The organism is Streptomyces sp. NPDC038280, assembly GCF_055600045.1.
This window is the reverse complement of the sequence record NZ_JBVJYZ010000012.1, coordinates 184,800-209,011: the sequence shown is the minus strand read 5'-3', so window position 1 is coordinate 209,011 and position 24,212 is coordinate 184,800. Positions and strand designations below refer to the sequence as shown.

The following is a 24,212-nucleotide window of genomic DNA, read 5'->3' as shown; positions in this document are numbered from 1 at the left end:
GTCTCCAGTCCGTATCGTGAAAACGGAGTCGCTGGTCCGATTCTAGCCGTGGATCCCATCGGAGGTTGGTCATGACTGAAACGCTGTCACCGCGCGAGGTCTTCCAGAAGTTGATCGAGGGCATCAGCCTGGGGCGGTTCACGGAGCTGGCCGAGCTCTATGCCGAGGACGCCGTAGTGGAGACCGTATTCGAGCCGGTCGGTCCGCGCCGGGTCGAGGGGCGGGCCGCACTCAAGGAGCGGTTCGCTCAAGTCTCCGCGAGTTCGCCAGTGGATCTGACCCCGGCGAACGTGGTCGTCCGGGAAACCGACGACGCGGAGGTGGTCATCGCCGAGTTCGACTACCACGTGCACCACCGGTTGACTGGACGGACCTTCGAGGCCTCCAACATCCAGGTGCTGCGGGTCCGCGACGGCCTGATCGTCAGCAGCCGGGACTACCACGACCACCTTGCCCTCATCGTGGCCGGCGGCAACCTGTCTCAGCTGGTGGCGGCGCTGGAAGGCAAGTAGCACGAGTGCGGCCCTCGGGGCCGGGGCCCTATGGTCCCGGCCCGTACCCTGCCTGCGCGATGGGCGAAAACAGCGTCGTCTCTCGCGGAACCGAATCGAAGTTCCTCATGGAGACGACCGTGAAATCGTACGCACAGGTGTCGACGTGTGGCTTTGTTGATGAGTTACGGGATCTGGCACACATTCCGTGAGGACGATCAACGGCGACAGCGCTGGAGTTCGTCACCATCCGCAGGCCATGCTGTTCAATCAGCCCAGCCCTCGGTATTCGAGCACGACTCGTAGGAGTAACGCGTGTCGCGGTCCCACTTCTCCCCTGTGATGCGTCTGTATGCCCGGTCCGGTGTGTAGAGCAGGCTCTCGGCCCAGATGAGGTCCATGGCGTAAGGAGTGAAGGCCGCAGGGACTTCGAGGACGCTGTCGAATTCGGTGCGGCCGGCGGCGACGACCGCGGCACGGGTGTAGAGAAAGGCGTCTCCGCCCAGGTCGTGTCCGTACTCCTTGCGGTCCAGCCGGTAGAGCGCCCACGACAATTGTTCGGCAAAGCCGATGACCAGCGACAACGGAGACTGGGCAAGCCGCTCGGAGAGGGTGTCTGCAAGGAGGTCGGCGTCCGGGTCAGGTTCCCTGGGCCTGCAGTCCTCGATGAGCTGCCAGAAGGTGTCTTCGTTCATGCCGGCGAGCATGCCGCAGGGATCTGACAGGCTCGGCTCCCGGGTCACCTGTTCGCTGCTGCTGTGAGAAGGACCCGCTTGCGGAGCAGGGGGAGCTTGGCCCGTCCGAACATCTGGCGTTTGATCATCTTGATGTGATTGACGCGGCCTTCGACAGGGCCTGAGTTCCAGCGTGTACTCAGGCCCTGGAGCACGGCATCCCAGTCTTTCTCCAGACCAGTGGCGAAAGCATGCAGGTGGGGCAGGTCCGCGGTGCGGGCGGCGTTGATCCAGTCTTTGAGGTGCTGTCCGGAACGGGTCTGAAGGACCCGCGGACGTGCTCGTGGAGGGCCTTCAGTTCAGGGCAGTCGGCAAGGGCGGTGGCGAATTGCTGGCGTTTCCCCGTCGGCCAGGTTCTCGGGGTGTGCCGCATCATCCAGCCGGTGACCCGGCGGATTCCTGGTGGTGCGGGTGGGACAACGCGGAAACGTCGGCGGCGCCTCGGTCGCAGATAGTCGCTGATGATCTGGTAGCTCTCGCGGTAGCCGAGGTTCTGGAGCTCAGCAAGCAGCTGGATGGCGTTGGTGTGTCCTTCGGCCCAGAGTTTGTCCAGGTGGGGCTTGTAGGGGTCGAGGTGGCTGGCCCGGGGCTGGCGCCTGCCGGTCAGGAGCTGTTCGGGGACTGCCGCGCGGGCGTTGCGGCGGACGGTGTTACCGCCCATATGCAGTTCCCTGGCGATCTCCCGGATCCTGTGTTCCTGGGCCAGCAGGGCATGGATGGTCGCGTGCCGCTCTCGGATGCGAGCTTCGATCGGCGACATCGCCTTCGTCACAACCGCGCTGTCGCCATCGCTCGTAGGCTCGTCGGAGCTGGCCCAAGCCGTCTTGAGGTGCGCCTTGACCCCACCGGCCTGGCAGCCCTCGCCCGCTCGTCCGGAGGTTCCGCCCGCACCTGACCCCTTTCGCCGACGCCCTCGACGAAGGCGCGTCAGGGGTGGTGGCCGTGCCCGCCGAGGGTCTCCGCGGGGTCGCGCCGGGGCGGGTCCACTGCGGCACGGGCCGGCTGGTCGGCCCCAGGTGGCGACGCCGTCGGCGTCCGAGCGCCAGTACCAGCAGGCCTGGCGACCCTCGGACGGTACCCCTCGCGGACATCGCCGATCACGGGCCAGCCCTCCGGGTCGTCCTCCCACGCCTCGCCGCGGCCGTAGGGCGTCATGTCGGCAGCCGCCTCCGGGCCGCGGCGATCGCGTCGCCTTCGATCGCCGGCGGCGGGACCATCTCACTGCCGGCTTGCGCCAGTTCCTCGACGCCGGGGATTCCGTGTATCGCGCGCGTATCGAAAATCGCATACGCCACCGCAACGGCCCTCCGTCTCCAATGGGTGCATGAACCACAGCGCCTCCCTGTCAGCACCGCCCCGCCGCACCCGCAGGATGGTGCTCCTCAGCCTGGCGATCCTGGGCATGGTGAGCGCCGTATTCGTCGTGAGGGGACCGCTCATGATGGCCGCTCCGATGTGCATGGCCGGGCGGTGGCAACGCTGCTTCGGTACGTTCAACGGTGTGGTGCTCATGACGTTGGTCGCGCTGCCGTTGGCCGCGTTGGTGGTGTGGGCTCTGGCGCGCCGTCGGCGCGCCGCCGGCGTCACATCGGCGTGGCGGATGTCGATGGCCGAGGTGGGCGTGGTCCACGGGACGGTGCCGTTCCTATGGATGACCATGATGCCGGGCGCCGGGGCCGGCATCGTCCCCGGCCGGGTGAGCCTGGTCCCGCTGCGGGACCTGCTTACGATGGGGCCGCTCGGGATCGTCGGCAACCTACTGGTCTTCGCGGCGCTGGGGTTCTTCGCCCCGATGCGGTTCGCGGCGCTGGCCTCCGTGCCGCGGATCCTGGCGCTCGGGGCGGGATGCTCGGTCCTGGTCGAAACAGCACAGTACGTCCTGCGCCTTGACCGGGTGTCCTCCGTGGACGACGTACTGGTCAACGCCGCCGGCGCCGTGCTGGCCGCGTTGGCGTCGCGTCGCTGGTGGCGCACTACGGCGCAAGCGCCGTCGGACCAGCCTCGCCCCGCGCCGGCACCGGCAGGCTGAGGCGCGGGCCGGTGTGCACACGCCTTTGCATATGTCGGCGATACGTTGTGTTGCTTAGGCTTCGGACATGCGCGTACTGATCGTGGAGGACGAGCCCTACCTTGCCGAAGCCGTCCGTGACGGTCTGCGGCTGGAGGCGATCGCCGCCGACATAGCCGGCGACGGCGACTCCGCCCTGGAACTGCTGAGCGTCAACTCCTACGATCTCGCGGTCCTCGACCGCGACATCCCCGGCCCCTCCGGCGACGAGGTCGCCCGGCGCATCGTCGCCTCCGGCAGCGGCGTCCCGATCCTCATGCTCACCGCCGCCGACCGGATCGACGACAAGGCGTCGGGGTTCGGACTCGGTGCCGACGACTACCTCACCAAGCCGTTCGAGCTGCGGGAGCTCGTCCTGCGGCTACGGGCGCTCGACCGCAGGCGCGCGTACGCCCGGCCCCCGGTCCGCGAGATCGCGGGCCTGCGCCTCGACCCCTTCCGCCGGGAGGTCTTCCGCGAAGGACGCTACGTCGCACTCACCCGCAAACAGTTCGCCGTGCTCGAAGTCCTCGTCGCCGCCGAAGGCGGGGTTGTCAGCGCCGAAGAGCTGCTGGGGCGGGCCTGGGACGAGAACGCCGACCCCTTCACCAACGCCGTCCGCATCACTGTCTCCGCATTGCGCAAACGGCTCGGCGAACCATGGATCATCGCCACGGTGCCGGGTGTCGGCTACCGCATCGGCACCATCCCCGAGACCACCCGCCCCGGCAGTACGCATGCATAGACGTTCCGGGCTCAGCGTTCGACTGAGACTCACCCTCAGCTACGCCGGGTTCCTCGCCGTCGCCGGGGCTCTCCTGCTGGCCGTGGTGTGGGTGTTCCTGCTGCGCTACGTACCCGACACCTCCAAGGGCCTTCTCGGGATCGCGCCCAACCGCTACCTCCTTGTGCGCACTTTCGCCCCGGCCGCGGCCGTGGCGATGGTCTTCCTGCTCGCGTTCGGGCTCGTCGGAGGATGGATCCTCGCCGGCCGGATGCTCGCACCGCTCACACAGATCACGGCCGCGGCACGGATGGCCGGGAACGGATCGCTGTCCCACCGGATCCACATGGAAGGCCGCCAGGACGAATTCCGACAACTCGCCGACGCGTTCGACACCATGCTCGAACAACTCGAGTCGCACGTCGCCGAGCAGCAGAGGTTCGCCGCGAACGCCTCCCACGAACTGCGCACCCCGCTGGCCATCTCGCAGACGCTGCTCGACGTCGCCCGCAGGGACCCCACGCGGGACCAAAGCGAACTCTTCGAACGCCTGCAGGCTGTCAATACGCGCGCGATCGGGCTCACCGAGGCCCTCCTGCTGCTCAGCCGCAGCGACCGCGGGACCTTCACCCGCGAGAGCGTCGACCTCTCCCTCGTCGCCGAAGAGGCCGCCGAAACCCTGCTCCCCCTCGCCGAACGCCGCGGGATCACGCTCGACGTCACCGGCGGAGCGACACAGACCAGCGGCTCCGCGGAGCTCCTGCTGAGGATGGTGACGAACCTCGTTCAGAACGCCATCGTCCACAACCTCCCTGCCGGCGGCACCGTGACGGTCCACACCGAAGCGCGGGGCGGCGTGAGCGTGGTGCGGGTCGGGAACACAGGTCATCCGCTCCCACCGGAGCTGGTGCCGACCCTCACCGAACCCTTCCAGCGGGGAACGGAACGCGCACGCACCGACGAGCACGCCGGCGTCGGCCTCGGCCTTGCCATTGTCCACAGCATCGTCCGCGCCCACGACGGGACCCTCGACCTCGTCCCTCGCCCCGCCGGCGGTCTCCTCGTCACGGTGAGGCTTCCCGGCACGCCGTGGGCGTCGTCCTCGAGCGGAGCCCACTAAGGCCAGTTGCGAAAGTGGATCTTTCGTTGCGATGATCAGGGTTTGGCGCGAGGGGATGACGGGCCGGTAATGGAGCAAGAGCCGAAGGCGTGGTACAGCGCCAGAACCTTCTATAGATGGCTGAACTGGGAAAACCGGCCATACGAGGAGCGTGTCGTGCTGTTCCGGGCACGGTCCCTCAACGAGGCCGTCGAACTGGCCGAGCGGGAGTCGGCCATGTATGCCGCGGAGAGCGACTTCGAAGTCCTCGACATGGTGCAGGCATACCGGATCTCCGACGGCGACGAGGAGGTAGGCGCGGGTACGGAGGTGTTCTCCAAACTGCATGCGCTCGACCTCCCGGCGAACGAGTTTCTCGACCGCTACGACTCGGGACCGGCGCACACTCAGATCAGTGAGTGACGTCGTTCACGGCGCTCGGCCCGGCAGCAGGACATGGTCGCCGCCGCTCGACCACCCTTACCTTCGGCTACTACGCCTGTTGCAAGCTCGCCGTCCGCTACGAAGCGAGAGCGTTGGTCGGGAAGTTCGGTGTAGGCCACACGACGGGGTCACCAGCACAACGAGTCCCCCCAGGTCGCCCTAGTCTGCAAGCAGCAGCGCCAATGCGGCGGCAAAGCGGTGGTACTCGGCAGCTGCCGGTCCCACGGTGCCGTCGGGGTAGTGGCCCAGCCCGATGGCCGACTCGCGAGCAGCCTCCTGCCGGCCCTGAAGAAGGTGCAGGGCCGGCAGGAGCAGTCTTGCCCGTTCGGGATTCGGTACGTTGCCGCCGGCCTTGAGTGCCGCGATCAGTGCCTCTGGATTTGCATGGCTCCGCGCGAACGGCAACCCGTACTCGTTCACCAACCCCAGAAGTTCATCCGAGGCCGGTTCTACAGCCTGCCCGGAATTCACCTGGAGCTGCAGGAATGTGTTGCCCGGCGCCAGATATCCAACAGGCTGGGCGATCGTTGCCGATGGTCCCGGGCGCTGGCCCAGCATCTCTGCGAGGAGACGCTCGACGGGGTCGTAACGGAGCCCGACGACCGGGTTGATCTTCAAGGGATGATGTCTTGACGCGCGGTTGAGGCCGAGCCAGGCATGGAAGCTCTCACCGAGGTCAAACGTGTAGATATCGCCCGACCGCTTTCGCCATCCTGCTGCTGACAGTCGTCCGCGAGCCGCGGTGCTGAAAGCGGCGATCAAGTCGCGCATCACGCCCCCAGCCTAGGCTTGTCCGGCGGATCATGCTTCGGGGGCGAGGGTCTGGAGGTCGTAGAGGTATGAGCGGTCGTTCTTGAAGCTGCGCCAGACGGTGGCAGGGGGTTCGGGTTCGTCAGCGTGGCTGTTGAGGGGATGGGCGGTGACGAGGCCGTCAGCGATCTCGCAGTGCCAGCCGTCGGTCGGCGACCAGACACACCACACGTTCCCGTCCGTTCGGCGGTAGGCGGGGCGGCCGTTGTGCTCGCCGTCGCGTTCGAAGTGGTAGCGGAGCCCGTCGATGTGGCGCACGAAGGTGAAGGATGCAAGTGCCGTCATGCCTTCGGCACTGTATGAGACGACGCTGCTGGTGGCTATGGAGTTCTGGGCGCAGCCACGTGCAGGGCGCATCTCACGGGCGGAGCCAGAGCCGGATCGCTGCAGTGGTGACGGTGCCGTGGTAGACGTAGGCCCTCTTGTGGTAGCGGGTGGCGACGGCCCCGGAGTTCTTGAGCCGGTTGATCGTGCGCTCGACCTCGTTGCGGCGTTTGTAGATCTCGCTGTCGAAGCCGGTGGGTCGGCCGCCCTTGCTGCCGCGCCGTTTGCGGTTGGCCCGCTGGCCCTTCGGCTCCGGAATGGTGTGCTTGATCTGGCGTCTTCACAGGTAACGGCGGTTTCGGCGTGAGCTGTATGCCTTGTCGCAGCCGAGGTGGTCCGGCCGGGTGCGGGGGTGACCGCCCTGCGGACAGGGAACGCTTACGCGTTCGAGGACCGCGATCATCTGCGGTGCTTCGCCCCACTGGCCGGGCGTGACCAGGAAGGCCATCGGTCGGCATCCGCCTTCTCCCGCGAGGTGGATCTTGCAGGCCAGGCCGCCCGGGACACCGTCCGAGTCCTTCGTCGGGGCGGTGGTGCCGGGGCGTTGTCCATTTTTTGGGACGCGTGGCTTCTTCTTCCGGGCGCCGGCAGCGTGCTGGTGGGCACGGCAGGACGTTGAGTCGACGCTGACCATGCTCCAGTCGATCCGGCCGGCGAGGTCGGCGTCGCCCTGGACGGCACGCAGGATCCCGTCCCACGTGCCGTCCGCCGACCAGCGTCGGTGCCGTTCGTACATGGTCTTCCAGCTACCGAAACGCTCGGGAAGGTCCCGCCACGGTATGCCGGTTCGCACCCGGAACAAGATCCCATTGATCACCTTGCGGTGATGGTTCCACCGTCCGCCACGCTGTCCCGATGCCGGCAAGTGCGGCTCCAGACGCCCCCCACTCGGTGCAGGCCCCAACCAAGAGCTGACGTCCCCCTGCCCCGAGGAACTCGGGAATTCAGTGGTGGTGGCCGTGCCGGCCGAGGGTCTCCTCGGGGGTCGCGCCGGGGCGGGTCCACTGCGGCACCGGGCGGCTGGTCGGGCCCCAGGTGGCGTTCCCGTCCGCGTCCGAGCGCCAGAACCAGCACGGGCCGTGCCCCGCGGGCCAGCCCTCGGGTTTGTCCTCCCACGCCTCGTCGCGCCCGTAGGGCGTCATGTCGAGCAGCCCCAGGGACGCGTTGACCCGCTCGTTTCCACGGCCCGTCGTGGAGTAGGTAAGGAACACGCGGTCGCCGTCGCGCAGGAAACAGGTGAGGTACCCCATGCTGTCGCCGACCGGCGCGTCCACGTCGCGCACCGAGTACCACGGCTGGGTGTAGCCCATGAACTCGACGAAGGAGGCCACCTCGTCCCAACGGCCCGTGGTCAGGATGGCGAACGAGACGCCACGCGCGTTGAGGTAGACAGCGTCCTTCAGGTGCCAGGCCGTGGTGGTGCAGCCCTCGCACTGACCCTGGTGCGGCGCGCCGTCGTACCACATGTGCTTGTAGACCACGAGCTCGCTCCGACCCTGGAACAGGTCCAGGAACGGCACCGGGCCGTCGGGTCCGACGACCTCGACCGTCCCGTCGAACTCCACCATCGGCAGCCGGCGGCGGGCCGCGGCGATCGCGTCACCCTCGTGGGTGTGGGCCTTCTCGCGGACCAGCAGCTCGGCACGAGCGGTCTGCCAGGTGGCCAGGTCGACCACGCGCGGGCGGCCGGGCAGCGCGGTGTTCGGGTCGTCCGGCGTGGTCGTCATGGTGTCCTCCGTCATCTCGTGCCGGGCAGCGTCGCACGACGTTGCACGACGATCATCAGAACAGACTCGCGACCCGGCCGGAACTCATCGCCGCGGCGCGCCCTCGGCCGAACCTGCCCGGGCTACGTCGGGGTGAGACAGGCCGCCGTCGCCCGACCCGGGCGACGGCGGCACGCGGGAGGGCCCCGAGCCGGTGAGCCGCAGCACGCTGGTTGTCACATGGACAGGCTTGTTGTCACCTGCAGGGCTTCGGGTTCTGCATGGCGGTGGGCCTCAGCTCTTGAGTGCCTCTGCGATCCGCAGGGCGGTTTGGGCGGGCGTGAGGTGCGTGGTGTCGATGACCTCGGCTTCGGTGTGCAGCCACGTGCGGGCCGCCTCGGCGTAGGGCTCAAGGTGTGCGAGACGGAATGGGGAGGGACCGAGAAGTGCGTCGCCCTCAATGCGCTCGCGGAGGGTGTCCTGGTCGGCGTGGAGGACGAAGTGCCTCACCGGAATGGCATGTTCGGCCAGGCCCGTGCTGATCTCCCGCCAGTACTGCTCGACCAGGACAGTCATGGGCATCACCAGAGTGCCACCGGCGTAGTCGAGTACGCGGCGGGCGGTCTCGACCACGAGCGGCCGCCACGGCGGCCAGTGCTGGAAGTTGCCCGTCCAGGGCAGCCCCGGCTTGATGTCCATGAGTGTCTCGCCGACCTTCTCGGCGTCGAACACCCGTGAATCCGGGATCAGCTGCTGCACGAGCGTACTGGTCGTCGTCTTGCCCGCGCCGTGGGTCCCGTTGAGCCATATGATCATGAAACCCGACGCTACTGTACGGGCCGCGGGCACAGGCACAGCAGAAATCCGTGTCTCAGGATGGTGTCTGCAGCAGAGCTGGTACGACCGCCACCTCGGACCTCTTCGGCCCGGTTCGCACGCCGAGTCACTGCGTCGTCTCGGCTCGGTCTTCCTTGCCCAATGGGCGATGGGCGGCTCCGCGGGCGGCGCCGCCAACTTCCTCGGGATCAACCCGAAGGGAGGCCAGTATGCGTCCACCGGCGGGGTCTACCGCTGGTTCGAAGAGCGAGGCACCGCCCAATTCGCCACCGTGTTGCAGGATGTGGCCCAGGCACTGGATGTCGCCCCCGCTCCGATCCACTACCAGCAGCGCCGCCTCGCTCCCCGAGACTGGTCCGTGCCCCTGGACCTCTGGCAGGAGATCGTCGAGACCTCCCTCCCGTTCCCGGACCCTTCCAGCCGATCATGGACGACCGGAAACGGCAGGAGGCATCCGCCTTCGTCTGGGCCAAGGTCACCCAGGGCGACCCCTACTTCAGCACGCCGAGCATCTCAGCTGAAGGCCATGGTGAGTGACGCAGAAATGATGCTGGTCAAGCGTCAGGTAACTGCCAGTGTTCCGGCGGTCTTGGGCGGGCGGGAGCTGCGGTTTGGCATGGGCGCCGAGCTGGGGTCGCAGAACCTGTGCGACAGCTCGCTGGAGGGCATGAAATCCGCTCAGTCGCAACCTCCCCGGAAGTCATGAAATCCTTCAACTCGCAAATCCGCCAGAGGGCACAAAATTGTTCAGTCCGCAAATTTGGCAGAGGGCATATATTCCGGTCGGCCGCAACAATCTTGACAGGAAAAATTAAGCTTGACGGCGTCGTGGAGTTTGCTTATGGTCCAGTCGTTCAGGTTCCCGCCGATCGATATCCGAGGGTGTTCATGACCGCGCCTCCAACGTTGCCGAAGTCCAGGCAGCAGTTGATTCTTTCCGTTCTTATGTTGTGTTCGCTGCTGATTTGGCTGGACAATACCGTCCTGAGTACTGCGCTGGAGACCCTTGCAGACCCGGTCCGTGGACTGGGGGCGAATCCCGGTCAGCTGCAATGGGCGACCGGTTCGTACACTCTGGCCTTCGCCACATTGATGTTCACCGCAGGCGCATTGGGTGATCGGTACGGTCACCGGACTGTGTTTTCCAGTGGGTTGGCGATCTTCGCCGGGTCCTCGCTGTGGGCGGCGTGCGCAGGCGACGCGGGCCAGCTGATCGCAGCTCGAGCTGCGATGGGGGTAGGCAGCGCGCTGATCACGCCCGCCATGATGGCCATCCTTATGTGGACCTTCACTGGCCCCGCTCGGGCTGCCGCGATCGGCGTTTTCTCGACGTCGGCCGGTATCGGAATGGCTGCCGGACCGGTGTTGGCGGGGTTCTTGCTCGAACATTTCTGGTGGGGCTCGGTCTTTCTCATCAATGTCCCGGTCGCGGCATTGGCGTTGGTCGGGATCGCCGTGCTAATTCCAAATTTCCGCAGCCCCACTCTGCGGCCACTGGACCCCGCTGGAATGCTGCTGTCGATCAGTGGGCTCGTGGCGTTGGCCTACGGGCTGATCCGGGCGGGGCAGGTGGCTGTGTGGAGTCGTACCGACGTCTGGGCGCCGATCGTTGTCGGTCTGGTTCTGCTGGCCGTTTTCGTACTCGTCGAACTGCGCGTCAAGGTACCCAGCTTTGATCCGCGACTGCTCGCGCAACGCACATTCGGTGGCGGCAATGTGGCGCTCGGATTGCTGCTCTTTGCTGTGGCCGCCATCACCTTCTATAACGCGTTCTACCTGCAAGGCGCGCTCGGATTTTCGCCGATGAAGGCGGGTTTGGCCAATATCCCGACCGCATTCGGCGCGCTCGCGGGGGCGCCCCTTGCCTCGCGCCTGGTTCGCCGCCTGCCGCTACGCCTTGTCACTGTGCCGGCGCTAACCGTGGCCGCACTGACCATGGGCGGGTATCGGTTCCTCGGGCTCGAAACTCCACTCGTCTGGATCGAGATCCTGTTGTTGATACAGGGTCTCTCGATCGGCATGGTGATCGGCCCCGTTACCGCCGCATTGATCAGTGACCTGCCGTTGGAACAGGCCGGTGCAGGATCGGCCGTCACCAACACCGTGCGACAAACCGGCAGTGTGATCGGAATCGCAGTAGGCGGCACGATCATGTCGATCATGTACCGACGTGCGATAGAACCTTCGCTGGAGGGTGCACCCGGTCCAGTGCAGGATCAGGCGCGAGTTTCCGCCGAACAGGCCCGCCACGTCGCCACCGCTATCCACCGGCCCACTCTTTCTCAGGCTGCTGATGATGCGTTTATCCATGCAATGCACGTCGGCGCGGGCTGGATCGCGGTCATCGCACTCCTCGGAGCAGCTGTGCTGCTGATTACCTTGCCTGCTGTCGGAAAGAAGAAGGGTCCAATACCGGAGCCGGACTACGAAGAGGCCCGCAGCTCCGAGCTCAGTCGCGCGATCGATACCGACTCGGATGAGATTCCGTGCTGACACGACAGTGAGCCTGCTGAGTCACATCGGCGGGTCGCCTCCCCATGCTCAAGCGGCCAAAACAACGCTCAGCGGCCAACTGGGGCGCTCAGTCGCAGGCGCGTGTGTCCGAACGCCTCAGTCGGCCACTCCGAGCGGCACATTTGGCCGCAGGACAGCGATCGCTTCGTAGTGGTTGTGGCGGTTCGATTCGCGTCTGCCGCAGGGCTCGGGCACCGGACCGGTCCCGCTCGATCGCAGCTGCCCTGCCTTCCGTCGCGTGGCGGACAGGCTCCACGCCCCGGTCGAGCGCAGCTGCTAAGGGCCGTCCCGTAAATGGTCTCCGAATGGGCGAGCATGGCCGTCTGGCTGGTGACTTGGCGGTCTAGCCAGCGAGGGTGAGGTTGTGCAGGCGGGCGATGCCGAGCATGGTGTGGTGGACTCCGTCTCCCTTGAGGCGGCAGTCGCGGAGGATTTTCCAGGTCTTCATGCGGGCGAAGGCGTGCTCGACACGGGCCCGGACCTGCTTGTGCGAGCGGCTGTGTTCCTGCTTCCAGTCGAGCAGCTCCTCACCGGGCCGGCGGCAGTGCGGCATCACGAGTCCGGTGCCCGGATAGCCGCCATCGGCGATTGCCATGGTCTTGCCGACGGCGGCCTTGGCCTCGGATTCCTCCCACGCTCCGCAGTCGTTCCGGCTGCCCGGCCAACGGTCGGCCGACCACGACGACCAGACGGGTGCCGGCATCGATGACGACCTGGTGGTTGGTGGAGTACCGATAGTTCTTGGACTGGTCGGCGATCGCGTGGTCCCGGGTAGGGACGAGGGTGCCGTCCACGATGAGCACCGTGTCCTTGCGGAACCGTTTGCGGGGCCGGAGCCCGAGCGACGGCCCGAGATGGCCGATGATGCGGTCGGCCGCGGACTTCGAGATGCCGAACAGCGGGGTCAGCTGGCGCAGCGTCAAGTTAGTACGCCAGTACGCAGTCACCAGCAGTACGCGGTCCTCCAGCGGCAGACTCCAGGGACGGCCTTTGCGCACCGGCTCCGCGCCTTCGCGGCGTAACGCGGTGATCAGCTTGCGGAAGCAGGACCGGCTCAACCCGGAGAACGGGGTTATCCAGGAGGGCTCCGACGCCGTCATCACACCAACCACGGCAAGATCGTCCCACCCGCGGTTCCGCCTCACGAAGGTCTCAGGGAATCCCCGGCCGCGCGTCGCTGTCCGGGCCACAGGTCGTCATACGCGGCGTCCATGAACTGCACCTGCGAACCGCGCAGTGCCGACGCGTCGGCTATCTCGCCTCGGGCCGCCTCAGCTAGTCGCGCCGCATAACGATACGTAGCGCCCCGCAGGGGCTCGCTTCTGGCAGCCAGGTCGATCTCCGCCTGCGCAAGCCACAGGTCATCGACGAGCTGGTCCAGCATAGGATCGGCTGCGGTCCCGCCACCGGGCGGGCGCGTGAGCGCCGCCTTCTCCACCTGCGACGCGATGCTCAGGAATTTCAGGATCACGTTCTTCAGCTCCGCACGGTGCGCGGCCGACTCCTATATCTCAAGCTGCCGGGCGCTCGCTCGCGACACGAGGTACTGGCCAAACAGCGACCCGCCCGCGCCGAGCGCAACACCTGCCAGAGACAACAGCGCCGGCCCCAAAGTTCCCCAAGATCCCATGACAGGAGTCTCTCAACTCACCGCTTGAGAGAGACGGGCTGCCCATGGACAACCCACGCCGGGGCAGTCACGGGACGGCCCTGAGGAGCCGCCGCCCGGCCACTGGAACGTACGCTCCCCGGCGCGGCCCTCGGCTACCGTCACCCAGTAGGCGAGGCGGTCGTCCAGCGGCCAGCTGGCCCGGGTTCGTGCCGGGGGCCGGCGCTGAGAGGCGCCGGCCCCCGTCCCGGGTCTACTGGATGCCGGGGATCTCGCGCGCCTTGAAGGCGGCACGGACCGCGTCAGCGGCGCTCGTGCCATACATGCGCTGGGCGGTGGCGATCGTCGTCAGCGCCGCGTCCTCGAAGCTGGTGTCGGGCGCGAAGCCGAACTGGGCGTTGACGATGATGCGGTCGGCGGTCCTCGCGCCGAGCGCGCCCCGGATGTCCAGCAGGGCCCGGGACCATATCTCGCCGTCGGCGTGCACCTCGCCCACCCGGTCCCCGTACACCTTGTCGCCGTCGATGCGGCGCAGGCAGTGCGGGGTGGCGCTGTAGGTGACCGAGTCCCAGTCGGCGACGCACGCGAGGTCGGCCTTGCGCGGCCAGCCGTACCGGGCGTCGGCGTGCGCCCCGACCTCGACGGCCAGGTAGTCGCCGAACGCCTCGCCGATGGCCCCGGCCTCCGGGGAGGTGCCGAAGCCGGGCACCTGCGCGTTGTGCACCGCGTGTCCGTACTCGTGGACGATCACCTCGGCGTCCTCGGCGTCGTCCACACCGCCCTTGCCGAAGCGGATCTCGGCCTTCTTGTCGGTGAAGAAGGAGTTGTCAGCGCCCCACTGGTTGATACGGACGGGCTGCACGCGGTCGTTGGCGCCGGGCAGCTCGCTGCCGAAGCCGAGACCCTGGAGGTACTCCTGTGCCTCGTTGACCCAGAAGTACGCCATGACCTGCTCGAACTGGTCGTCGTGGCGGGTGTACGCACCCGCTTCGGCGATCTTCGCGGAGGCACCGGTGTCCGATCTGACGGAGGCCCACCGTCCGGAGAGTCCGCCGCTGCCGTCGAGGTTGCGCAGCGCCGCCGAGGTGTAGGCGGAGGCCGGGACGGCGTCGGCCGCGTCCTTGGCGTCGGTGAGCGACTGGTCCCCCGAGGACTGGACGGGGTTGACCATGAAGATGCGGGCCTGGGGTGCGGCCGGGCCGGGGGCGGCCCCGGCCGCTCCGGCCGGAGCGAGCAGCGCCACGGTGGCGGTGGCCGCGGCGATCAGGCCGCGGGATGTGCGGCGAGCCATGTACATCCTCCTGTTGTGGGATGTGGTGGTCCAAGGGGGGTGGCGTGGTGCGGGCGTGATCCTCGCGCACCGGCCCCCACTTTGACCAGGCTTTGACATGCGGGAAAGTTCTTCGCCCGGGTGAACCTCGCGGGGCGGCCGACGCCGGGGGCGGCAAGACGCTCGTGTCGTCCGGGATGATCGACCGGGTGGCGGATCCCGTACTTCTTGCCGTGGGTGGGTAGCTGGTCCGTTCCTGTGCTGCCTCCCTCGCCGGTGAAGAGCGCATGTTCGCCGGTCCAGCCGTCGAAGAGGCCTGCGGGCGCAGTGAACAGGAAGACATTCTGGGTCGTTCGCGAGGGACTGACGGGCGGATGGATTCTCCCGCCGTGGCGGCCGTGGAGTTCGGCGCGCTCGATGGTCTCGCCGAGGGCGAAGTGCCAGATGGAGTGGGGGCTCATCGGCCCGCCGGTTCTCTGTGCCAGGCATGGGCATGGGCATGTGCGAGGGCGGAGTAAGCCGGTCAACCCGACACGGCGGACCCCACGGCTCCCTTGGCCGGGGCCCGGACCTGTAGGGGTTGAAGGGCAAGGGCCTCGGCGCCCTGTCTGGAAGCCGGAGAACCGAGCCAGGGCGGGATTGCTCGTCGCGTGGACGGGCCATCGGTCAGGGGTGGTGTGGTGCAAGCCGTGTATCGAAAGGGCCGTCCTCGCAGGCTGGGTTCTGGCAGGGGTCGCGGCCGATGCGGAACTCGGCGATCTCCCGCGGCGGGTGGCCGAGGGCCCGGAGCAGAGGCTGGGGGAAGCCCTGCATGATGCACGCGATCGGATCGCCGCCAGGGCCTCGCTTCCATGTCCGGCATCTGCAAGCGCCTTCCGCCGGAAAGGGACTGCCGCAGCGGGCGCACAGGCCGCGGAAGTCCGCGCACAGGCCGCAGAGCCGTTCATCGCCGATTCTGGTCGTCCAGGCGCGCTGCTGGCAGCGGCAGCGAAGGACGTCGTGCAGTGGTCAAGAAGGGCCGTAGTGCTCGATCACCTCGGCCGTTACAACTACAACGGCGTGCACAGCGCTGACCAGCAAGTTCCTGATCTGTCTCAGGGCGTTGTCCCACGCCTCTGTTTCACCTCTCATCGCATTTCCTCACAGGGGTGGCCAGGAGCGTGCTGGATGATGGGGAGGTGCAGCTCCCTTACGTCTACCGCGTCAGCAAGTACGAACCCGCCGACCGTGACGAACACGGGCATTACACCGGCAGCGAGGACACCGTCAGCGATCACGGCGAGGTCGAAGCGTCTTATCTTCAGGCGGTCGCGGCCTTCGCTGGGGACACCGGCGTCGATCACCTGGCCGTACGTGAACCGCAGGTCCCGTCCTTCGCGCATTTCGGCGTGGCGTATCCGGCGGACGGCTTTGGGTTGCACGGACTCTTCCCTGCCGGCCCGACCGGTTTTCATGATGGGGCAGAGGTAGCGCTCGAAATCGGTCTGGAGCTGGTGCGTGCCATGTTGCGCGACAACGGCGCCTGGTGCCGGCTGGAAGCGGAAGACACCTTCGCGGTCCATGTGGGATGGGACCAGTATCTCTACATCGGCAGTATCCGGCCCTGCGAGGAGGCACTGGCCCGAACCCGCGCGCTGGGGCTGTTCCCGGAACGCCTGGACTCCTCTCCGTATGAGATGGAGACCGATGACGCAGATGTCCAGCGGCCGGGCGACGACGAGTTCTGGGCCGTTCTGCGCTGGGCAGTCGCCGCATGCCGCGCCGGGCTCCTGGAAGAGACATTCACCGAAGGCGCCTCACGGTGGCACCGCCTCACCCTCGACACCGTCGACGCAGTTCGCGCCGGGCTCGCTCCCCGCGCCCGGCTTGCCGTGTGGCCGGACCTGTCCTCCGACGTCGACGCAGTGATCGGTGCCCTCCCTACCGAGGGTCTCGTCGAATGTGTCTGGCAGGAGAAGGATGGCCAGATGCATAGCGCTGTCGCTGACGAGGACGACTTCCCGGAGCTGGCCGCCCGGATATCCGGTTCAGATGCTGCAGCGCTCATGTCCGTGTATTCCGAGGAACGTGCGCCTCTGTTCACCGCTGTCATGCCTGACAACGACGGAGTGGTACGGGCCCGCTGGCAGACCGAGCCGACGCCGAGCGACCGGAACTGGGCCTTCCTCAAGACCCTTCACCGAGGCGAGATCGTCACCGGCACAGTGACTCAGATCGCCAGCTTCGGCGTCACCTTCGTGGACATCGGCGGCTTCGAAGCGATGATCAATATCCCCGAGCTGTCATGGCGTCCCATCAACCACCCCTCCGACATCATGTCCGTCGGTCAGGAGATCAACGCCGAAATTCTCGACGTCGACCCCATCCGGGAACGCGTATCACTGTCTCTCAAGGCCCTGCACGAAGATCCGCTGCCGCTGCTGACCGGGCAGATCGGTCAGACGATCGTCGGCCGCGTCACCAGACTCGTACCGTTCGGCGCCTTCGTACGCATTGAAGTGGTGGAGAACGGTTTCGAGGGGCTGGTGCACAACTCCGAACTGGCCAACGAGCACCTGGAAGCCCCTCAGCGCTGCATCCAGGTTGGTGACGCTCTACTGGTCAAGATCCTTGACATCGACCTGGTTCAGCGTCGAATCACCCTCTCGCACCGGCAAGCTGTCTCAGAGGTCCAACCCCAGCCGTACCGTCGAACCAGCCCCTCGGAACCCGACGCCTACGTGTTCGACGGCGATGTCGACTCGACCGTCAGCCCTGTCCTTCGTAGTGGGCCGTAGCGAGCTGTTCGGCGTGCCCAAAAGAGGCGGCCAACTGCTGCCCCAGCTCTCGGCACGGCCTCATGCGTGAGAACACGCTAGCGAAGGCCTTGCCCTTGTAGAAATCGCCGCGGAACTGGAAGAGGTAGAGGGCAGCGGGTCCTCAAGCCAGTTCGAGAGCTGGCCCCTCGGCGAGGCGCCGGCGGCCAGGAGTGCGAACTGGGGGCGGGCGTCCTCGTATGCGGGCCGCACGTACGAATACCTCCTCCCGAGCCTCACCGTCGATAGTGCCGGCGAGCGGAAGCCACGACGAGGTGATCGCGTCACGCATGTCGTCCCGTTCGGCGAGGTCAACGGGGGGTGAGCTTCGGGAGCCGGCGGACCTTCGAACGGTTCAACGCGGCGCTCCCCGTGCTGAGCGCCGGGGGCCGCCTCACCGCGTTATGGAAATCGGCACCGCTCCTGCCGCGTCCTGCGGCGGGAGTGGTGCCAAGTCCGAGATCACACCGGCGCCGGCTCGGGTTCCCGCCCCTGTCGGCTGACCTTGCCGGCCCGGCGGCGGTCGACCGCGAAGGCGATCACGGCGAGGCCCACGCAGACCGCGCCGATGACCGCGCCCAGGTTCGCCAGGGCGTTCATCGCGTCGATCGACGCGGTGTCGGCGACCTGGGTAAGCGCGGGCACGCTGTCGTGGAACTGCGATGGCACCGCCTCGACCACCTGGTGGCCGGCCCCGGACCCTATCCCTTCGACGAACTGGTCCTTCAAGTGCTGCGGCACCGCGCCGGACCCTGGGACCGCCGCAAGCCCGGACTCCGCCTTGTCCTCGCCGACGCGGCTGAACATCGCGCCGAGCCCGGCGACGCCCATGGTCATGCCGACCTGCCGCAGGGTGCCGAACGTGGCACTGGCCATGCCCGCGTTCTCCTGCGAGGCGAAGGTCAACGACGCGGCCTGGTTGACCGCGGTGAGCGCGCCGATACCGAAACCGCCGATGAGCATGCCCGGCAGGAAGTGGGTCCAGTCGCTGTCGTAGCCGAAGTTACCCATCAGGTACATGCCCACGGTGACCAGCGACATGGTGACCGGCAGCGAGACCGCGATCGGCACACGCCTGGCGAATATCGCGGCCAGCGGCGCGGCGATCATCGCGCCGGCGCTGATCGGCACCAGCCGCAGGCCCATCTCCAGCGGCGTGTAGCCGAGCGTGCCGATCAGGAACAGCGCGAGGTAGTTGGATGCGGCCATCAGCGTGGCCATATGCGCGACCGACACGATCGCGGTGCCAAAGAATCCGGGCCGCTTCGCCATCGAGATGTCGAACAGCGGGTTCTTGGCCCGCACCTGCCAGGGCAGGAAGGCGATCAGCAGCGCGACCGCGATGACGATCAGGCTGATGACCGTCCCTGACGACCAGCCGAGCGCGTTGCTCCGGGTCAGCGCAAACACGCCGGCCACGAGGCCGCCGGTGAGCAGCAGCGCACCCAGCCAGTCGGAGCGGCGGTCGGGGGTGCTCGCCGACTCGGGCATCTTCAGCGCGGCCAGCGCGATGATGGCGATGCCGATCGGCACGTTGATGGTGAAGATCGAGCGCCAGCCGAAGTGAGTGACGAGCGCGCCGCCGATGACTGGGCCGGCGACGGTCGCGCCCGCCATCACTGCGCCGTAGATGCCGATCGCCTTCGCCCGGGCCGCCGTCTCCGGGAACGCGACCGAGAGCAGCGGCAGCGCGGTGGCGAACAGCATGGCCGCGCCGACGCCCTGCACCGCGCGCAAGATGTCGAGTAGCACGATGGTGCCCGCGAACGCCAACGCCAACGATGCGGCGGTGAACACGCTCATCCCCATGATGAACATCCGTCTGCGCCCGAACCGGTCGCCGAGCGTGGCGAAGGTCAGCAGGACGCCGGCCAGCGGGATCGAGTAGGCGTCGATGACCCACTGCAACCCATCGATGGAGGCGTCGAAGTCCGAGCGGATGTCGGCGAGCGCGGCGGAGACGACGGTCGCGTCGAGCATCAGCATGAAGATCGCGACGCAGACCATGAAGAGCACCAGCCCAGGTCGGCGTGGCTGCTCAACCGGTGGTGCGGTGCTCGTCGTCACAGTCGAGGACATTGGTTCTCCCTAGTGATTGAACGTTGGTGTCAGCTGCGGAGAAGACCCCGCGCATGGTCGGTGAGGCACCGTTCACGCTTTTGGCCCACCGGGCTGACGGGGACGACGTGTGAACCCGACCGATGTCGCGCAGCCGACAGATGTGGCCTGGTCGGCCTCATCAATTACACGTAGCGGACGCACAGTTGTGCGTACCGGTCGAGCCGCTCCTCGGGGGTGCTCGATGACCCGCTTGATCGCCGGTTTCTGCTCCATGGCAGTGCTTCGCGCCCAATTCGCCCCGGTTCTCACGCCTTTTGCGGCCGTCAATCGCTTCGGGGCGCCCGCATGAGCGCCGCCCTGTGGCGCACGACGCTGCTGACCGGTGCCTGGACGGGCGTCGGCCGGGTCACCGACTCATTTACTCGTTGCCGGTGTCATGGAAACTTCCCAGAAAGCGGCGTAACGGCCGGCGCGGCGCAGCAGCTCGTCGTGGCTGCCTTCCTCCACGATCCGGCCGCCGTCCAGGAAGACGACGCGATCGGCGCGTTGGACGGTCCGCATCCGGTGCGCGACCATCACTACGGTCCGGCCCGCCATCAGGCGCTCGATGCCCTCGTGGACGGCCGCCTCGTTCACCGGGTCCAGTGCGGAGGTCACCTCGTCCAACAGCACGATGGGCGCGTTCTTCAGCAGCGCTCGCGCGATCGAGACACGCTGGCGTTCACCACCCGACAGCAGTGCACCACCCTCGCCGACATTCGTCGCCCATCCGCCGGGCAGCCGCTCGATCACCTCGTCCAACCGCGCCGCGGTCGCTGCCGCCCGCACTTCGGCCTCGGCGGCGTCAGGACGGCCCAGACGCACGTTCTCCTCGATCGTGCCGTCGAAGAGATAGACATCCTGGAAGACGATGGCGATCTGCGCCATCAACACCTCCGTATTGATCGCGCGCACGTCCACACCTCCCACCCGCACCACGCCCGCGTCCACGTCGTAGAACCGCGCGAGCAATTGCAGCAGGGTGCTCTTGCCCGCACCCGACGGTCCGACCACGGCAAGCCGCTGCCCCTGCGGCACGGACAACGACACGTTGTCGATGACCGTGCGGTCGCCGTGCTGGAAGGCCACGGACTCGAACTTCAGGCCATGGCCTGTCGGCTTGACCGGTTCGGCAGCCTCCGGCAGCGGCGCGGTGCGCAATACCGTGTCGAGTCTGGCCAGCACGTTACGCGCGCCGCGGAGTTTGCCACCGATATCCGCCAGCGACAGCAGCGGATCCGCGCAGCGGCCGGCCAGCACCAGGATCGTCAAAACCTCCGCCGTATCGACATTCCCGCCCAGCGCGAGGTAGGCGCCCAGGACCAACACAACGGTGAACATCGTCTGCACCGTGAGCGTCAAGCCCAATACGCTGGGCAGCGCCGACAGCGTGGAGCGCCGGGACGCGCGCTGGAGTGCACTCAGCGAGTCGTCGAGCGTCCCGAAGCGTTCGACGCTCCGGCCGCCGGCGCGCAGCACCGGCTGGGCCTGGAGGTATTCGATGACGCGCGCAGTCGCCTCATGGTCGCGTTCGGCGCGTTCCGCATCGCCGGCGGCCATCGAGCGTCCCGTCCAGATCTGGATCGCTGCCACGACCGGCACGGCAGCCAAGGCGGCCAGCCCCATCTGCCAACTGAAAACGAGCATCACGACAACGATCGTCAGGGGGGTCACACAGGCGGAGATGAGGGGTGCCAGAAGGTGCGCTATCGCACTCATCGCCTGCAGGACGCCGCGACTGGCCAGAACGGACACCTCCCCCACGCGGCCGGCGCCGTACCAGCCAAGGGGCAATCGGGCCAGATGATCGCCAAGACGGAGATACATGCCGCGCAAGAGCGCGGTCCCGACGTGGAAGCCGGACAGATCGCTGGCATAGCGCAGCGCGGCGTAGGCCGCGACCGCGGCCGCGAACGCAATCAGCCAGGGCCAGGCAGCCGCGGGCGTGCCGCCGAGCAGGGCCCGTAGTACGGGAATCAGCAGTGCGTAGGACAGGCCCTCGGCGATCGCGGTCGTCGTCATCAGGGCCACGGTGCGGAGCGTCGGCCGAGCGTACTCGTGGCCAAGGACGCGCAGCAGCATGCGAATCATCGGGCTTCGCCTCCTTGTAGTACGCCACCAGGGATTTCCACGAAGATGTGGTCACTGAGTTCGCGGGGGATCGTCGCCCGCTCGTCGCCGGTCACTTTCACTCCGCTCTCGGTAGCCGTGACTGCGACCGCCTGATCGGGCTGCACCCCGGCGCGCTTCAGGCGCAGCAGGACCGAGGGATCGTTTTGAAGCAGTTCGCCGATCCGGACGACCATCACCGTGCTCTGCGCGGTGGTCGCCGCATCCGTCAGGGTGAGGACGGGGGCAAGATTGGTGCCACGCTCCTCACCAGTGGGAATGGGGCTGCCGTGCGGGCACATGGCGGGGTGGCCGAGGACCTCCGTCAACCGGCTCTCCACCGCGTCGGACATCACGTGCTGCCATCGGGAAGCCTCGACATGAACGTCCTCCCATCGAAGGCCGATCACGTCCGCCAAGAAGCACTCGGCCAGGCGATGCTTGCGCATCACCCGCATGGCCCGTCGGCGGCCCGGCTCCGTCATCACCAGACGCCGATCATCAGCCACCCGCACCAGCCCGTTGCGCTGCATCCGCGCCACGGTCTGCGAGACGGTGGGCGCGCTCTGCCGAACTCTTTCGGCGATCCGGGCCCGAAGTGGCATCACCCCCTCCTCCTCGAGCTCGAGAATGGTCCGGAGGTACATCTCCGTCGGGTCGACCAGGCCATTGGTTGTCACGGCCGCTCCTCCCGCTCCGGATCGTTCGTGTCGATGCTCGCTGACTGGTGCGACCGCCAGAACGCGGCGAACTTCCCATTGGCTGCCAGCAGTTCGGCGGGCTCGCCGCGCTCGACGATCGATCCGTTGTCCAGCATCACGACGGTGTCGGCGTCGGCGATCGTCTCCGGGCGATGGGCGATGACCAGGATGGTCCGATCGCCCTCCAGCGTCGCCAGGGCCCGGCGCACCGCCTGTTCGGTTTGCGGGTCGGCGAAGGCGGTTGCCTCGTCGAGTACCAGAACAGGTGTATCGGCGAGCAGCGCGCGTGCGATGGAGATCCGCTGTTCCTCGCCACCCGACAGCCGGGCGTCCTCACCGATCACCGACTCGTATCCGCGGGGCAGCGCAAGAATTCGATCGTGAATGTTCGCCAGCCGGGCGGCTCGAACCACGTCGTCGCGGTCGGCATTCGGTACTGCCAGCGCGATATTGTCCGCGATCGATGCGCGCAGGAGTCGAATGTCCTGGAAGACGAAGGAAACCGTCCGGTAGAGCTCCCGGCTGCCGAGCTCGCGCAGATCGACACCGCCGAGGATGACCGAACCGTGGGTCGGGTCGAAGAACCGCGGCAACAGCTGAACCAGCGTGGACTTCCCGCTGCCGGACGGGCCGGCGAGCGCGGTGACCGTCCCCGGCTCGAGCACCAGGTCGATCCCGCGCAGCACCTCGTGGTCGGCCTCGTAACCGAATCGAACGTCACGCAGTTCCACCCGGTGCCCCTGTGGCGCGACCGGGCGCGCGGGCTCCGGTAGTGACTGCACGTCGAGCACGTCCCGAATCCGGCCGACGGCGCGCCCTGCGGCCTGTATCTCGTCGAAGCCGTGGCCGAGAGCCGCCACCGGGGCGGTCAGCCCCAGTCCGAGAAGTAGGAAGGGCAGCAGGTCGGCCGGTGCCAGGTCACCGTTCGTCCTCAGGGCCGCACCGCCGATCAGCACGACGAGCAGCACGAACGGCGGTGACAGCACGAGCTGCATCCCCGCCGCGATCCGGGAGATGCCGTGCACCCACCGGTGAAAGGTGCCGACGAAATCGTCTGCGACTGTGAGGAACTTACGGTGCGCGCGCCCGGACCCGCCGAACGTCTTGACCACCGCGATGCCCTGCACGAACTCGACGACGGAACTCGAGATCCGTCCCATGGCCGCGTCGAACTCCTTCTGCTCGCGCAGCCGGATCGGGGTCATCATCAGGGGAACCAGCGCCACTGCCAGCACCACCGGTATCAACGTGATCAGTGTGAGCCGCCAGTCGATGGTGAAGAGATAGATCAGAGACATCAGCGGTACCACGAAGGCGGAGACGAGCTCGCCGGGGGTGTGGGCGATGAACGGATGCATGGCACTGACGTCCTCCCCCACCACCTTTGCCAGCTCGCCCGTCCGGCGCCGGGAGAACCAGCCGATCGGTACGCGCCCGAGCCGCGCGGCCAGTTGCCGGCGAAACGTCAGTTGCACCCGACCATCGAGAACGTGTCCGATTCCGGACGACGCGGCCGTGAACAGCAGCCGGACGAACAAGCCGACCGCACCCGCGATCACGACGATCCAGACATGACCGTGATCGATCGGGCCGGGCGACAACAAAGTGCGACCCAATTCGACGACCGCCCACAGTGGCGCCAGACCCGCGACAGCGCCGATGACCTGCAGGATCACAACGGCCGCGAAACCCCAGTAATAAGGGCGCAGCAGCACCGTCAGGCTCTGTCCCGCCCCGGGACCGGGATCCGGGGGTGGTGCGTGCTGCTCCCTCGCCTTGGCAAGATCAGTGGTGGTCATCGCCCTCCCGTCTTCGTCAATCTCGTCCGACCAGGCCCGTAATCGAGCCGATGGCCGTAACCGGGTCGGCCCACCGACTGTGTCGATCGGCAGGCGTCC

General features: G+C 67.3%; 21 protein-coding genes and 3 pseudogenes. 7 read left to right on the top strand and 17 right to left on the bottom strand.

Annotation, left to right across the window (positions count from 1 at the left end; all coding sequences use genetic code 11):
• The first annotated feature begins 71 nt into the window (after positions 1 to 71).
• Positions 72 to 512 (top strand): nuclear transport factor 2 family protein, encoded by a 441-nt coding sequence (locus ACZ7J0_RS23820; protein WP_470890444.1) that lies wholly within the window; start codon positions 72 to 74, stop codon positions 510 to 512.
• A gap of 245 nt (positions 513 to 757) precedes the next feature.
• On the opposite strand, the gene ACZ7J0_RS23815 is transcribed toward ACZ7J0_RS23820, so the two are convergent.
• From ACZ7J0_RS23815 to ACZ7J0_RS23795, 5 genes and pseudogenes are all read right to left on the bottom strand, one after another.
• Positions 758 to 1,186 carry a DUF4240 domain-containing protein gene (locus ACZ7J0_RS23815; RefSeq protein ID WP_470890443.1) on the bottom strand — a complete coding sequence of 143 codons (429 nt, stop codon included), beginning with the start codon at positions 1,184 to 1,186 and terminating at the stop codon, positions 758 to 760.
• A 44-nt stretch (positions 1,187 to 1,230) separates the two neighbouring features.
• Entirely contained in the window at positions 1,231 to 1,422 is a 192-nt protein-coding gene (locus ACZ7J0_RS23810; protein WP_470890470.1) for a hypothetical protein, read from the bottom strand.
• Positions 1,365 to 1,997: a hypothetical protein gene (locus tag ACZ7J0_RS23805; protein WP_470890441.1), complete on the bottom strand. Its 633-nt coding sequence runs from the start codon at positions 1,995 to 1,997 to the stop codon at positions 1,365 to 1,367. Before ACZ7J0_RS23805 ends, ACZ7J0_RS23810 begins: the two co-directional genes overlap by 58 nt.
• Before the next feature lie 155 nt (positions 1,998 to 2,152).
• Positions 2,153 to 2,383, bottom strand: a pseudogene (locus ACZ7J0_RS23800) (DUF899 domain-containing protein); the annotation flags it as partial.
• Positions 2,377 to 2,520 (bottom strand): hypothetical protein, encoded by a 144-nt coding sequence (locus tag ACZ7J0_RS23795; protein WP_470890439.1) that lies wholly within the window; start codon positions 2,518 to 2,520, stop codon positions 2,377 to 2,379. The gene ACZ7J0_RS23795 and the pseudogene ACZ7J0_RS23800, both read right to left, overlap by 7 nt.
• A gap of 29 nt (positions 2,521 to 2,549) precedes the next feature.
• Here ACZ7J0_RS23795 and ACZ7J0_RS23790 point away from each other — a divergent pair, with 29 nt between their 5' ends.
• The 4 genes from ACZ7J0_RS23790 to ACZ7J0_RS23775 all read left to right on the top strand — a co-directional run bounded on the left by ACZ7J0_RS23790 (position 2,550) and on the right by ACZ7J0_RS23775 (position 5,518).
• A complete protein-coding gene (locus ACZ7J0_RS23790) occupies positions 2,550 to 3,254 on the top strand; it encodes a VanZ family protein (protein WP_470890437.1) in 705 nt (234 codons plus the stop codon).
• A gap of 67 nt (positions 3,255 to 3,321) precedes the next feature.
• Positions 3,322 to 4,017 carry a response regulator transcription factor gene (locus ACZ7J0_RS23785; RefSeq protein WP_470890435.1) on the top strand — a complete coding sequence of 232 codons (696 nt, stop codon included), beginning with the start codon at positions 3,322 to 3,324 and terminating at the stop codon, positions 4,015 to 4,017.
• Complete coding sequence (locus ACZ7J0_RS23780) at positions 4,010 to 5,116, top strand: sensor histidine kinase (protein ID WP_470890433.1); 1,107 nt, start codon at positions 4,010 to 4,012, stop codon at positions 5,114 to 5,116. Before ACZ7J0_RS23785 ends, ACZ7J0_RS23780 begins: the two co-directional genes overlap by 8 nt.
• A 156-nt stretch (positions 5,117 to 5,272) precedes the next feature.
• Complete coding sequence (locus tag ACZ7J0_RS23775) at positions 5,273 to 5,518, top strand: hypothetical protein (protein ID WP_470890431.1); 246 nt, start codon at positions 5,273 to 5,275, stop codon at positions 5,516 to 5,518.
• A gap of 180 nt (positions 5,519 to 5,698) precedes the next feature.
• Here ACZ7J0_RS23775 and ACZ7J0_RS23770 read toward each other — a convergent pair whose 3' ends face one another.
• From ACZ7J0_RS23770 to ACZ7J0_RS23750, 5 genes and pseudogenes are all read right to left on the bottom strand, one after another.
• Positions 5,699 to 6,310, bottom strand: coding sequence for a hypothetical protein (locus ACZ7J0_RS23770; RefSeq protein WP_470890429.1), 612 nt, complete (start codon positions 6,308 to 6,310; stop codon positions 5,699 to 5,701).
• A gap of 30 nt (positions 6,311 to 6,340) precedes the next feature.
• Positions 6,341 to 6,634 (bottom strand): hypothetical protein, encoded by a 294-nt coding sequence (locus ACZ7J0_RS23765; protein ID WP_470890428.1) that lies wholly within the window; start codon positions 6,632 to 6,634, stop codon positions 6,341 to 6,343.
• Between the two features lie 73 nt (positions 6,635 to 6,707).
• Positions 6,708 to 7,577, bottom strand: a pseudogene (locus tag ACZ7J0_RS23760) (IS5 family transposase).
• A 40-nt stretch (positions 7,578 to 7,617) separates the two neighbouring features.
• The gene (locus tag ACZ7J0_RS23755; RefSeq protein WP_470890426.1) at positions 7,618 to 8,400 is read right to left on the bottom strand and encodes a DUF899 family protein; all 783 of its coding nucleotides are present in this window, start codon (positions 8,398 to 8,400) and stop codon (positions 7,618 to 7,620) included.
• A 273-nt stretch (positions 8,401 to 8,673) separates the two neighbouring features.
• Positions 8,674 to 9,195 (bottom strand): AAA family ATPase, encoded by a 522-nt coding sequence (locus ACZ7J0_RS23750; protein ID WP_470890424.1) that lies wholly within the window; start codon positions 9,193 to 9,195, stop codon positions 8,674 to 8,676.
• Positions 9,196 to 10,104: 909 nt separating this feature from the next.
• On the opposite strand from ACZ7J0_RS23750, the gene ACZ7J0_RS23745 reads away from it, so the two are divergent.
• Positions 10,105 to 11,709, top strand: a complete 1,605-nt coding sequence (locus ACZ7J0_RS23745) for an MFS transporter (RefSeq protein ID WP_470890423.1) — start codon at positions 10,105 to 10,107, stop codon at positions 11,707 to 11,709.
• A 364-nt stretch (positions 11,710 to 12,073) separates the two neighbouring features.
• Here ACZ7J0_RS23745 and ACZ7J0_RS23740 read toward each other — a convergent pair.
• The 3 genes and pseudogenes from ACZ7J0_RS23740 to ACZ7J0_RS23730 form a co-directional block, all read right to left on the bottom strand.
• Positions 12,074 to 12,842: pseudogene (locus ACZ7J0_RS23740) on the bottom strand (transposase).
• 29 nt (positions 12,843 to 12,871) lie between these two features.
• Positions 12,872 to 13,201: a hypothetical protein gene (locus ACZ7J0_RS23735; RefSeq protein ID WP_470890421.1), complete on the bottom strand. Its 330-nt coding sequence runs from the start codon at positions 13,199 to 13,201 to the stop codon at positions 12,872 to 12,874.
• A gap of 391 nt (positions 13,202 to 13,592) precedes the next feature.
• The gene (locus ACZ7J0_RS23730; RefSeq protein WP_470890420.1) at positions 13,593 to 14,630 is read right to left on the bottom strand and encodes a M4 family metallopeptidase; all 1,038 of its coding nucleotides are present in this window, start codon (positions 14,628 to 14,630) and stop codon (positions 13,593 to 13,595) included.
• A 1,127-nt stretch (positions 14,631 to 15,757) separates the two neighbouring features.
• Between ACZ7J0_RS23730 and ACZ7J0_RS23725 the strand changes: the two genes are divergently transcribed.
• Positions 15,758 to 17,386: a S1 RNA-binding domain-containing protein gene (locus tag ACZ7J0_RS23725; RefSeq protein ID WP_470890418.1), complete on the top strand. Its 1,629-nt coding sequence runs from the start codon at positions 15,758 to 15,760 to the stop codon at positions 17,384 to 17,386.
• A gap of 480 nt (positions 17,387 to 17,866) precedes the next feature.
• Here the strand turns inward: ACZ7J0_RS23725 and ACZ7J0_RS23720 are convergent, their stop codons facing one another.
• The 4 genes from ACZ7J0_RS23720 to ACZ7J0_RS23705 form a co-directional block, all read right to left on the bottom strand.
• Positions 17,867 to 19,483 (bottom strand): MFS transporter, encoded by a 1,617-nt coding sequence (locus ACZ7J0_RS23720; protein ID WP_470890416.1) that lies wholly within the window; start codon positions 19,481 to 19,483, stop codon positions 17,867 to 17,869.
• Between the two features lie 396 nt (positions 19,484 to 19,879).
• Positions 19,880 to 21,595 (bottom strand): ABC transporter ATP-binding protein, encoded by a 1,716-nt coding sequence (locus ACZ7J0_RS23715; RefSeq protein ID WP_470890414.1) that lies wholly within the window; start codon positions 21,593 to 21,595, stop codon positions 19,880 to 19,882.
• Positions 21,592 to 22,260, bottom strand: coding sequence for a metal-dependent transcriptional regulator (locus ACZ7J0_RS23710; RefSeq protein ID WP_470890468.1), 669 nt, complete (start codon positions 22,258 to 22,260; stop codon positions 21,592 to 21,594). Before ACZ7J0_RS23710 ends, ACZ7J0_RS23715 begins: the two co-directional genes overlap by 4 nt.
• Positions 22,261 to 22,289: 29 nt before the next feature.
• Positions 22,290 to 24,113 carry an ABC transporter ATP-binding protein gene (locus ACZ7J0_RS23705; RefSeq protein WP_470890412.1) on the bottom strand — a complete coding sequence of 608 codons (1,824 nt, stop codon included), beginning with the start codon at positions 24,111 to 24,113 and terminating at the stop codon, positions 22,290 to 22,292.
• Positions 24,114 to 24,212 lie beyond the last annotated feature (99 nt).